At 70.7% G+C, this 11,297-nt stretch carries 10 protein-coding genes; 6 read left to right on the top strand and 4 right to left on the bottom strand.

Annotated features, from left to right (window positions below; all coding sequences use genetic code 11):
• The first annotated feature begins 63 nt into the window (after window positions 1–63).
• Window positions 64–834, top strand: a complete 771-nt coding sequence (locus tag KW843_RS17345; RefSeq protein ID WP_218296410.1) for a class II aldolase/adducin family protein — start codon at window positions 64–66, stop codon at window positions 832–834.
• 103 nt (window positions 835–937) lie between these two features.
• Window positions 938–1,546, top strand: coding sequence for a glutathione transferase GstA (gene gstA, locus KW843_RS17340; RefSeq protein ID WP_218296409.1), 609 nt, complete (start codon window positions 938–940; stop codon window positions 1,544–1,546).
• A gap of 165 nt (window positions 1,547–1,711) precedes the next feature.
• On the opposite strand, the gene KW843_RS17335 is transcribed toward gstA, so the two are convergent.
• The gene (locus tag KW843_RS17335) at window positions 1,712–2,923 is read right to left on the bottom strand and encodes a YbfB/YjiJ family MFS transporter (RefSeq protein WP_218296408.1); all 1,212 of its coding nucleotides are present in this window, start codon (window positions 2,921–2,923) and stop codon (window positions 1,712–1,714) included.
• A gap of 179 nt (window positions 2,924–3,102) precedes the next feature.
• Between KW843_RS17335 and KW843_RS17330 the strand changes: the two genes are divergently transcribed.
• Window positions 3,103–4,206, top strand: a complete 1,104-nt coding sequence (locus KW843_RS17330; protein WP_218296407.1) for an alkene reductase — start codon at window positions 3,103–3,105, stop codon at window positions 4,204–4,206.
• Between the two features lie 13 nt (window positions 4,207–4,219).
• On the opposite strand, the gene KW843_RS17325 is transcribed toward KW843_RS17330, so the two are convergent.
• The 3 genes from KW843_RS17325 to KW843_RS17315 form a co-directional block, all read right to left on the bottom strand.
• Window positions 4,220–4,798 (bottom strand): hemerythrin domain-containing protein, encoded by a 579-nt coding sequence (locus KW843_RS17325; RefSeq protein ID WP_218296406.1) that lies wholly within the window; start codon window positions 4,796–4,798, stop codon window positions 4,220–4,222.
• A gap of 218 nt (window positions 4,799–5,016) precedes the next feature.
• On the bottom strand, window positions 5,017–6,672 hold the full coding sequence (locus tag KW843_RS17320; RefSeq protein ID WP_218296405.1) for a methyl-accepting chemotaxis protein: 1,656 nt from the start codon (window positions 6,670–6,672) through the stop codon (window positions 5,017–5,019).
• A 112-nt stretch (window positions 6,673–6,784) separates the two neighbouring features.
• Window positions 6,785–9,061, bottom strand: coding sequence for a cation-translocating P-type ATPase (locus KW843_RS17315; protein WP_218296404.1), 2,277 nt, complete (start codon window positions 9,059–9,061; stop codon window positions 6,785–6,787).
• Between the two features lie 194 nt (window positions 9,062–9,255).
• Here KW843_RS17315 and KW843_RS17310 point away from each other — a divergent pair, with 194 nt between their 5' ends.
• The 3 genes from KW843_RS17310 (at window position 9,256) to cueR (ending at window position 11,276) form a co-directional block, all read left to right on the top strand.
• Window positions 9,256–10,383, top strand: a complete 1,128-nt coding sequence (locus KW843_RS17310; RefSeq protein ID WP_218296403.1) for a flavodoxin family protein — start codon at window positions 9,256–9,258, stop codon at window positions 10,381–10,383.
• Between the two features lie 159 nt (window positions 10,384–10,542).
• Window positions 10,543–10,788, top strand: coding sequence for a heavy-metal-associated domain-containing protein (locus KW843_RS17305; protein ID WP_218296402.1), 246 nt, complete (start codon window positions 10,543–10,545; stop codon window positions 10,786–10,788).
• Complete coding sequence (cueR, locus tag KW843_RS17300; RefSeq protein ID WP_304505117.1) at window positions 10,785–11,276, top strand: Cu(I)-responsive transcriptional regulator; 492 nt, start codon at window positions 10,785–10,787, stop codon at window positions 11,274–11,276. Before KW843_RS17305 ends, cueR begins: the two co-directional genes overlap by 4 nt.
• The last annotated feature ends 21 nt before the right edge of the window (window positions 11,277–11,297 follow it).

Raw genomic sequence — 11,297 nt, 5'->3', positions numbered from 1 at the left:
CCCTGGCGCAACACCGCCCTACAGTGGCGTCTCCCATCCCCACAAAAAGCCGGAGACACCACCATGCTCAACATCCCTTCCCTGCAAGACAGCGTCAGCCCCGAAGAATGGCAGCTGCGCTGCGACCTGGCGGCCTGCTACCGGCTCGTGGCGCTGTACGGCTGGAGCGACCTGGTCTTCACGCACATCAGCGCCAAGCTGCCCGAGTCGGTGTCCGGTCCGGAGCACCACTTCCTCATCAACCCCTACGGCCTCATGTTCGACGAGATCACCGCGTCGAGCCTCATCAAGGTGGACATGCAGTGCAACAAGCTGCACGACTCGCCCTTTCCCGTGAACCCGGCGGGCTTCGTGATCCACAGCGCCGTGCACGAGGCCCGGCCCGAGGCGGGGTGCGTGCTGCACACCCACACGCGCGCCGGCGTGGCCGTGAGCGCGCAACAGGGCGGCGTGCTGCCCATCAGCCAGCAGAGCACCTTCGTGCTGGGCTCGCTGGCGTACCACGAGTACGAGGGCGTGGCCTTTCGCGACGAGGAAAAGCCGCGCCTGCAGGCCGACCTGGGCGAGGCCAACTTCCTCATGCTGCGCAACCACGGCCTGCTCACCGTGGGCAGGACGATCGCCGATGCCTTCCTGTCGATGTACACCTTCGAGAACACCTGCCGCATCCAGATCGACGCGCAGGCCGGCGGCGCGCTGACCTCGGTGAACCCGCAGATCGTGAGCGGCGTGGCCCAGGCCATGCGGGTGCAGACAGGCGGGCTGGGCGGTGCGTTTGCATGGCCCGCGCTGCTGCGCAAGGTGCAGCGCGACATGCCCGGCCACGACGTCTGAGGCGCCGTGGCGCGAGGGGGCGCGGGGCCGTGCCCCCGTGCCAGCAGAAAGACGGTGCAGCGCATAGCATCGGAGGGTTCCCACTTTTCACGAGGATCCGTCCATGAAGCTCTACTACTCCCCCGGCGCCTGCTCGCTCTCCCCGCACATCGCACTGCACGAGGCCGGCCTGGCCTACACGCCCGTGCTGGCCAGCACCAAGACGCACAAGCTGCAGGACGGCTCCGACTACTACGGCATCAACCCGCTGGGCTATGTGCCGATGCTGGAACTGGACGACGGCACGCGGCTGCGCGAAGGCCCCGCCATCGTGCAATACATCGCCGACCAGGTGCCACTCAAGATGCTGGCCCCCCAGAACGGCACGCTGCAGCGCTACCGCCTGCAGGAATGGCTCACCTTCATCGGCATGGAACTGCACCGCGGCTTCACCCCGCTCTTCAATCCTGCCACGCCCGAGGAATACAAGGTGATGGCGCGCGACAGACTGCTGCAGCGTCTGCAGTGGGTGGACGGCCAGCTCGCCGGCAAGCAGTACGTCATGGGCGACCACTTCACCGTGGCCGACGGCTACCTGTTCACCGTGCAAGGCTGGCACAAGCCCACCAGCATCGATATCTCCGGCCTGGCCAACCTGCAGGCCTACGCCGCCCGCGTGGCGGCCCGCCCCGCCGTGCAGGCCGCCATGAAGGTGGAAGGCCTGCTGAAATAGGGACACCCCCCTGAGGCGCTGCGCGCCTTCCCCCCGCTCCCGCTACGCGGGCAGGGGGACAACGCCCTCGCTGCGGGGCGGCCCTTGCCCGGCGTTCCTGGCCTAGGCCGCGCCAGTATCGATTGGGAGCGCCTAGCGCGGCGCACGGCCAAAACTCCAGATGCGCTAGAGCGGCTTCTGCCGCCACGCCACCAGCGCCCCCAACCACAGCGCGCAGGCCGAGAACACCAGCCCGCGCGCGAGGCCTCCCGGGCCATCGGCGATCCAGCCCACCACCGTGGGCCCCACGATCTGCCCGGCGGCGAACACGATGGTGAAGGCGCTGATGCCGCTGGCCCACAGCACCTGTGGCAGGTTGTGCCGCACCAGGGCGGTGGTCGATGCCACCACCGACAGGAACACGCCGCCAAACAGCAGGCCCGAGGCCAGCACCACCGGCCAGGCCGACGTCAGCGCGGGCAGCACGGTGGCCACGCCCAGCAGCCCGTTGAGCAGGCCCAGCGCCTGGCCGCCACGGCTGCGGTCCAGCAGCCCCGCCCAGATGCGCGACGACAGCACCACCGCCAGCCCCAGCAGCGCATAGAACCAGGTCACCGCCGTGCCGCTGGCGCCTTGCTCGCGCAGCAGCGCCACGACGAAGGTCATGTAGCCGATGTAGCCCACGCCGAACAGGCCGTAGCCCAGCAGCGCGGGCGCCAGCGCACGCCAGCGCACCCGGGCGGGCGGCGGCACCACATTGAAGGCCCGGGGGGCATCCGCGGGCACCGCCAGCCCGCGCAGCACACGCGCGGGCCACCACAGGGCCGCCGTCGCGGCCATGCAGGCCAGCGCCAGCGCCCACCAGGCCCACGTCCAGGCATGCGGGGACGGCGCCGCCGCCAGCACGGCGGGCACGAGCACGGCCGACAGGCTGATGCCCCAGCCCGTGCCCCCGTAGTACAGCCCCAGCAGCAGGCCGCTGCGCCCCGGCTCCTGCGCCCCCAGGCGCGCGGCGAGCAGGCCGCCGGCAATGAACACGAGCGCGCTCGCCACGCCGGCCAGCAGGCGCTGCAGCAGGAGCGGCACCGCCTCGGTGAAAAAACCGCAGAGCCCCATGAACACGGTGGCCAGCACCGCGCCGGCCAGCAGCACGGCCCCGGGTGCGGCACGCCGCAGCAGCCAGGGCGTGGCCAGCGCGCCGACCAGGTAGCCCAGCGCATTCACGGTGTTCATCGCGCCCGCGAGGGTGTAGGACCAGCCCAGGTCCTCCCGCATGAGCGGCAGCAGCAGCGCGTACGCAAAGCGCGTGATGCCGAGCGACACCGCCGCCCCCATCGACAGCGCCACGGCCAGCCACAGCGCGGGCACGGGGCGGGGGGAAGGATGGCGGGGCGGCATGGCGTTTGATTCTGCCCCAGGCCGCGCCAGCGCGCCGCGGCCCCCCGCACACCGCCGGCCAGCCCCGGATAGCACAAAACCAGAGCCCTTGTTGACGCATGTGCGCTGCACGTTTTGCGCTGCAGCATTAACCTTCCGGGGTTGATCGATTGTGTGCAACCCGTTTTTGAAAGCCCCGCATGCCTTTTCTGTCCGACCCCGTCCAAGCCGGTGACCTGCAGCTGGCCAACCGCATCGCCATGGCACCGCTCACGCGCAACCGCTCGCCCAACGCCGTGCCCACCGACCTCGTGGCCACCTACTACACGCAGCGCGCCAGCGCCGGCCTGCTGATTTCCGAGGCCACCGCCATCAGCCACCAGGGACAGGGCTACGCCGACGTGCCCGGCCTGTATGCGCCCGAGCAGATCGCCGGCTGGAAGAAGGTCACTTCGTCCGTGCACGCGGCGGGCGGCAAGATCGTGGTGCAGCTGTGGCATGTGGGCCGTGTCTCGCACACCGACCTGCAGCCGGGCCATGCCGCGCCCGTGGCCCCGTCGGCGATCCAGGCCAAGACCAAGACCGTGCTCATCAAGGACGGCGTGCCGACGTTCACCCAGACCTCGGAGCCCCGCGCGCTCGAGATCGCCGAGATCCCCGGCATCGTGGCCGACTACCGCCGTGCCGCCCGCGCTGCCATCGAGGCCGGCTTCGACGGCGTCGAGGTGCACGCCGCCAACGGCTACCTGATCGACCAGTTCCTCAAGACCAGCGCCAACCACCGCACCGACGCCTATGGCGGCAGCATCGAGAACCGCGCCCGGCTGCTGGTCGAAGTAGTCACCGCCATCACGCAGGAAATCGGTGCCGGCCGCACGGGCATCCGCCTGTCGCCCGTGACGCCCGCCAACGACGTGGTGGACGCGGACCCGCAGCCCCTGTTTGACTACGTGGTGCGCCAGCTCGGCCCGCTGGGCCTGTCCTACATCCACGTGATCGAGGGTGCGACCGGCGGCCCGCGCGAACTGCCCGACCGCCCCTTCGACTACGCGGCCCTGAAGGCGGCCTACCGCGCGGCCGGCGGCCAGGGCGCGTGGATGGTGAACAACGCCTACGACAAGGCGCTGGCGGAAACCGCGCTCGCGAACGGGGCGGACATCGTGGCCTTTGGCCGGCCGTTCATCGCCAACCCCGACCTCGTGCAGCGCCTGGAGCGCGGCGCGCCCCTGAACGAGGTCAACCGCGCCACGCTGTACGGCGGCGGCGCGGAGGGCTACACCGACTACCCCGCCCTGTCGGCCTGAGGCGGGCGCGCCGTCAGCCCAGCCCGATCGGGCTGGGCGCCCGCATCACGATGCGCGTGAACAGGCGATCGTAGGCGGGGTCCCGCGCCTGGCCGGGCGCCAGCGGGTTGGTATTGCCGGCAAACGCCGCATCGATCGCGGCCCAGTCGCCAGGCTGCAGGCATGCCTGGGCCGCTGGCAAGACCACGGTTTCCTCCAGGCGCATGTGCTCCAGGTAGAAAGCGACATAGCGCCGCAGGGCCTCGGAAAAGGTGTCGCGGCGCGCCTCGCCCATCAGCTCCCAGCCCAGCAGCAGATGCTGCAGCTCGCGCACGGCGGCCTCGCCGCCCGCGTGTTCGCGCTCCAGTTGCGCGATGGCGCCGGCCGCCTCCGGCGAACGCTCGGCCACCTTCGGGAACAGCCATTGCGATTCCTTCGGGTGGTGCTGGCGTTCGGGGAATTCGTCGATGTAGAACAGCATGGCCCGCATCACGTCGAAGAACGCGGCGGGCTCGTCGCCCGGCCCCTGGTCCAGCATCAGGCGCAAGGAGTGCAGCACGGCCGCAAGCGACGCATGCTCTTCGTGGATGGTCCGCAGGCTGATCGACGGCATGGCAGTGCTCCCCAGGTCACAAGGCCTCCAGATTGCCATGCAGGCGCCCGCCCGCGCATGACGCAGGTCAACAAACCGTCGGGGACCGGGTGCGCATCGCGCGGCCGGTGCGCCTGCGGCCGCCGCGCGCCGGGCATGAAAAAGCCCTGCATGCGCATCCGCCCGCAGGGCCCATTCCGGGTGTGACGGCGCGCGGGCGCCACCGGTTCAATCCATCATCAGCGCGCGAGCAGTGCCCTGGAAGGCTCCCCGGCGAGCGCCTGGTGCTGCGGCGCCTCCACGGGTGCGTGGTGGGCGGCGTGGAGCATGGCGTCGGCCAGGCGGAACTGCTGCACCACCTGCGACAGGCGCGCGGCCTGTTCGCGCATGGACTCGGCCGCCGCCGCGGACTCCTCCACCAGCGCCGCGTTCTGCTGCGTCATGCGGTCGATCTCACCCACCGACTGGTTCACCTGGCCGATGCCGGCCGACTGCTCCGACGCCGCCGCCGTGATCTCGCCGATGATGTCCCCCACGCGCTGCACGCTGGCCACGATTTCCTTCATGGCCGTGCCCGCATCCTCCACGTGGCGCACGCCCCCGTCCACGGCCGTCACGCTGCTGTGGATCAGGCCCTTGATGTCGCTGGCCGCCGCCGCCGAGCGCTGGGCCAGGCTGCGCACCTCGCTGGCCACCACGGCAAAGCCCCGCCCCTGCTCACCGGCGCGCGCGGCTTCCACGGCCGCGTTCAGCGCGAGGATGTTGGTCTGGAAGGCGATGGAATCGATCAGGCCGATGATGTCGCCGATCTTGCGGCTGGAGGCCGAAATCTCCTGCATGCTGGAGACGGCCTGCTGCACCACCGAGCCGCCGCGCGTCGCGGTGCTGGAGGCCGATGCCGCCAGCTGGTTGGCCATCTGCGACGACGACGCGGTCTGCTGCACCGTCGAGGTGAGCTGCGAGAGCGAAGCCACCGCTTCCTGGGCATTGCTCGCCGTCTGCTCCGTGCGTTGCGAGAGGTCCTGGTTGCCCATGGCGATCTCCTGGCTGGCCGTGGCGATGTTGCCGCTGGCGTCCCGCACCTGCGCCACGAGCGCGCCCAGGCCCTGCTGCATGTCGCGCAGCGCGCGCTGCAGGTCGGCCACTTCGTCCTTGCCTTCGGCGGCAATGTTCTGGGACAGGTCACCCCCGGCAATGGCCTGCGCCATGCGGCGCGCCTCTTCAAGCGGGTGGCAGATCGAGTTCATGTTCATCAGCGTGGTGGGCACCACCACCACCACGGTGATCACCACGGCCAGGACGAAGAGCCACTTGGTCTCGCTGGACACCCGGCCCTGCTGTTCGACCGACTGGGCCACTTCGGCCCGCAGCACGGTATCGAGCTCTCCCACCAGCTTGTCGGCCTGGTCGAACTCGGCCACGGCCTTGCCGCTCATGCGGTTGGCAATCGTGGCTGTGTCGTAGCCGCTGGCTTCCAGCTGCCGGGCCACATGGGCAAACAGCTCGCGGTAGCTGTCCAGCCTGGCGATGATGTTGCGCACCACCACGTTGTCCGCGTCGTCCTCGCCCTCCAGGAACTTCGCGGCGATCTTCTTGGCCTTGTCCTGGCTGGCCAGCCACTTGTCGTGCGCGGCCTTCACGGCTTCCGGCTTTTCGTAGCCAATGATCATGTCCTTCTCGTACTGGCGGACGGAGCCCATCTCGCCGCGCAGCTCCGCCATGTAGCCCACCTTGGCGAAGGAGTTGTCCATGAAGTTCTGGCTCATGTCATGGATGCGGAACATGCCCAGCATGCCCGCGCCGCCCAGCAGGCCCAGCAGGCCCAGCACCACCGCGATGGCCCCCAGCATGCGCATTCGGATGGTGAACTGCCGCATGAACGAGAAGAGATTCATGATGTGTCGTCCTTTTATGGGTATGGAGGGGCCGCGCCTGCATTCGAAGCCGCCGGCCTGCAACAAAGCGTTGCAGTTTGCCAGACATCGATGACCGCACTGTACGTATTTATCACATGCGCCAGCGCTTCAGTAAGAGGGCATTCGCCATCACGCTGACCGAGCTCAAGGCCATGGCCGCCCCTGCCACCACGGGGCTCAGGTAGCCCATCGCCGCCAGAGGAATCCCGGCCACGTTGTACGCGAACGCCCAGAACAGGTTCTGGCGGATCTTCATCACCGTGCGGTGGGAGATGTCGAGCGCCGCGGCCACCAGCATCGGGTCGCCCCGCATCAGCGTGATGCCCGCCGCATGCATGGCCACGTCCGTGCCGTTGCCCATGGCCATGCCCACATCGGCCGCCGCCAGCGCCGGGGCGTCGTTCACGCCGTCGCCCACCATCGCGACAATACGGCCCCCGCGCCGCGCCGCTGCGCCGGGTCGCTGCCCTCCGGGAGGGACTTCTTCGCTACCCCGTTGCAACGCAGCCACCCTGGCGGCCTTGTCACCCGGCAATACCTCGGCCATCACCTCACCCGCGTCGGGGTCCAGCCCCAGGCGCCGGGCCATGGCCTCGGCCGCTCCCCGGTTGTCGCCCGAGATCATCACGGTGCGGATGCCACGCGCCTTCAGCGCCGCCAGCGCCGCGCGCGCGCCGGGCTTGGGCTCGTCGCCAAAGGCCATCAAGGCACGCAAGACATAGCGTGCGCCGCTCGCCCCTTCGGTCGCACGCTGGGCCACGGCCGACACGGTGGCGCCCTCGTCCTGCAGCGCCCGGGCGCGCGCCGCCAGGGGGCCCATCTCCACGCCCAGCTCCTGCATCCAGCGCAGGCTGCCCACCAGGTAGCGCTGCCCGGCCACATCGCCCTCGGTGCCGCGACCGGGCACGGCGCGCACATCCTGCACCGCCGCCACGCGGACCTGCCGCTCGCCCGCGGCCGCCACCACGGCGCGTGCAAGCGGGTGTTCGCTGCCGCTTTGCACCGCCACCACCGCGGCCATCACGGCCGCGTCGTCCAGGCCGGGCACCACCTCGAACGCCGTCAGCCGGGGCTGGCCCACGGTCAGCGTGCCCGTCTTGTCGAAGGCCACCGTGTCCACCTTGTGGGCCAGCTCCAGCGCCTGCGCGTCCTTGATCAGGATGCCGTTCCTGGCCGCCACCCCCGTGCCCGCCATGATGGCCGCCGGCGTGGCCAGGCCCAGCGCACAGGGGCAGGCGATCACCATCACGGCCACGGCGTGGATCAGCGCGGCCTCGATGCCCACGCCCATCCACAGCCAGCCCAGCAGCGTGGCCAGCGCCACCACCAGCACCACGGGCACGAACACGGCCGACACCTGGTCCACCAGCCGCTGGATGGGCGCCTTGGCCGCCTGGGCGTCTTCCACCAGCCGGATGATCTGGGACAGCACCGTCTCGGCCCCCACCGCGGTCACGGCCATCACGATGCGGCCGTCGCCGTTGATCGAGCCCCCCGTCAGCGCCGCCCCCACATCACGCGCCACCGGCAGGGGCTCGCCGGTCAGCATGGATTCGTCCACCTGCGTGTGGCCCTCGTGCACCGTGCCGTCCACCGGAATGCGCTCGCCCGGCCGCACCACCAGCTGGTCGCCCACCAGCACCTCGGCCACGGGCACGTCCACCTCGCCCTCCCTGCCCAGGAGGTGCACCAGGTCCGGCCGCAGGGCATGCAGCGCGCGGATGGCGGCCGTGGTCTGGCGCTTGGCGCGCGCCTCCAGCCACTTGCCCAGCAGCACCAGCGTGACCACCACGGCAGAGGCTTCGAAGTAGAGGTGCGGCGCATGGCCTTCATGGGCCGTGAGCCACAGCCACACCGACAGGCCCCAGCCCGCGCTGGTGCCCAGGGCCACCAGCAGGTCCATGTTGCCCGCCAGGGCCTTCACCGCATGCCAGCCCGCCTTGTAGAAGCGCGCGCCCAGGACGAACTGCACCGGCGTGGCCAGCGCGAACTGCACCCAGGCCGGGAGCATCCAGTGCAGGCCGAACAGCTCCCCCAGCATGGGCAGCACCAGCGGGGCCGACAGCAGCAGGCCGATGCCCACCGGCAGAAAGCCCGCCCAGGGCGACAGATCCTCGGGCGCCTCGGCCGGCCCCGCGGCGCGCGGCTCATAGCCCGCATTGCGCACGGCGCGGCGCAGCAGCGCCTCCATGGCCTCGGCGTCGGCGGTGGCCGCGCCCGGTGCCCAGGCCACGCGGGCCGACTCGGTGGCGAGGTTCACGGTGGCATCCTGCACGCCGGGCACCTTGCGCAGCGCCCGCTCCACGCGCGCCACGCAGCTGGCACAGGTCATGCCGCCGATGCCCAGATCCAGGGGCGGGAAAGCCATGGGCGTGGCGGAAGGACCGGCGGGAGAGGAAAGGTGTTGTATGGCCATGGGGAGCACGGTACACCTTGACATGATGGCAAGGTCAAGCACCTCGGCAGGCCCCGGCCCGGCAGGCTGCCGATCACCCGCCGCCGACAGCCCACACGGCGCCTTGTCCGATACGCAGCCCCACGGGCTGGTGATCGAATGGCCGCATGACGACACGCTCCACGCCCCACGCTCCTCCCCCCGCCGCTGCCGCGGCTGCGGCGCCGCAGCCGCGCACTGGCCAGGCCCCCGCGCCCCTGGACCGCGCGGCCTTCCGCGAGCGGTTCCTGCAGGACTTCCAGGACCCGCGCTTCGCCAGCGAGGCGGCCGACGCCATCGACCGCATCGAGGCCATCGCCTGGCGCAACTACGACGAGGGCCGCAAGGCGCCGCGCACCCGCAAGGCCGGCCCGGGCCATGCCGACCCGGACTACGACCTGTCGGTGGACTGGATCGAGGCCAAGGAGCGCATCGACGCCGCGCGCACCCGCTGGGCCGACCCGGCCTCGCCGCCGCGCGCCCTGCTCGTGTGCGGCTCGGCCCGCAACGATGGCACCTGCCCCGGCGAAATCTCCAAGAGCTGGCGCCTGCTGCACGCGGCGCGCGAGGCCCTGGCGGACGCCGGGGTCGAGGTGGACACGCTGGACCTGAGCCGCGTCACCTCGGACTACGGGCGCCACATCCACCCCTGCAAGGGCTGTGTCTCCACCGCCATGCCGCTGTGCCACTTTCCGTGCAGCTGCTACCCCAACCACGCCATGCGCCAGACCGGCGACTGGATGAACGAGATCTACGAGCGCTGGACCGCCGCGCACGGCGTGATGATCCTCACCCCCGTGTACTGGTACCAGGCACCGAGCCCGCTCAAGCTCATGATCGACCGCCTGGTGTGCACCGACGGCGGCAACCCCGACCCCACCAGCACCCACGGCAAGAAGGCCGCCGAAGCCAAGGCGCTGGAACTGGCGGGCTGGGACTACCCCAAGCACCTGGCCGGGCGCGCCTATGCGCTGGCGGTGCATGGCGACGTGGCGGGCATTGAGAGCACGCGCCGGGGCCTGTCGGACTGGCTGGACTGGATGGGCCTCATCGACGCCGGCCCCGCCGCGCGGCTGGACCGCTACATCGGCTACTACGAAAGCTACGCCGACAGCCATGCCGCGCTGGACCGGGACACCGCCGTGCAGGACGAGGTGCGCGGCGCCGCCCAGGCGCTGGCCGTGGCCATCACCGCGCTGCGCGCCGGCCGCCTGGTGCAGCCCGACGCAGGCGTGCGCAGGCCACGGCCCAAATAGGATTCGATCAAAATCCCGCCGTGGCGCTTGTCCATATTGCGCAAGCAGCTATATTTTCAATAGCAAACAGAGGGGAATCCCCCGGGGGGCTTGACCTTGCCATGATGTGAAGGTTTACGCTGCAGGTGTTCAAGCACTTTATCGGCACAGGAGCCCGCCATGACATCCACTTCCCCGATCTCTTCCCCGTCGCCTTCTTCTTCTTCCACGCAGCTCTTCACCGTGCAGGGCATGACCTGCGGCCACTGCGAGCGTGCCGTCACGCAGGCCGTGCGAGGGGTGGACCCGGATGCCACCGTGCGCATCGACCGCGGCACGGGGCGCGTGGAAGTGGGCAACACCGACGCGGACCGCGCGGCCCTGGCCAGCGCCATCGCCGAAGAAGGCTACGCGGTCGCGCCATGACGGCCACCCCCGGCGCACCGGCCCGCCACCGCGCAGAGCCCGCGCTGCCGGGCCGGCCGCTGTCCATCGGAGAAGCGGCGCGCAGCGCGGGCATCTCCGCCCGCATGGTGCGCCACTACGAGTCGCTGGGCCTGCTGTCCGCCGTGGCCCGCACCGACAGCGGCTACCGCCAGTACACCGAGGCGGACGTGCACACGCTGCACTTCATCCGCCGCAGCCGCGACCTGGGCTTCTCGATGGAGGAGATCGCCGAGCTGCTCGCCCTGTGGCACGACCGCAGCCGCGCCAGCAGCCAGGTCAAGCGCATCGCCCAGGCGCACATCGACGACCTGAGCGAGCGCATTGCCGCCATGCAGGCCATGCAGCGCACGCTGAAAACGCTGGTGTCGTGCTGCCAGGGCAATGACCGGCCGGACTGCCCGATCCTCGACGACCTGGCGGCAGCGCCCGGCACACCGCTCGCCCCCAGGCCCGCGCGCCCGGATTGAGGCACAGCCCTCGCGGCGAGG

Source organism: Acidovorax sp. sif1233, from assembly GCF_019218755.1.
Lineage (GTDB): Bacteria > Pseudomonadota > Gammaproteobacteria > Burkholderiales > Burkholderiaceae_C > Acidovorax.
The sequence above is the reverse complement of the archived record's forward strand: the minus strand, read 5'-3'. Positions and strand labels throughout refer to the sequence as shown.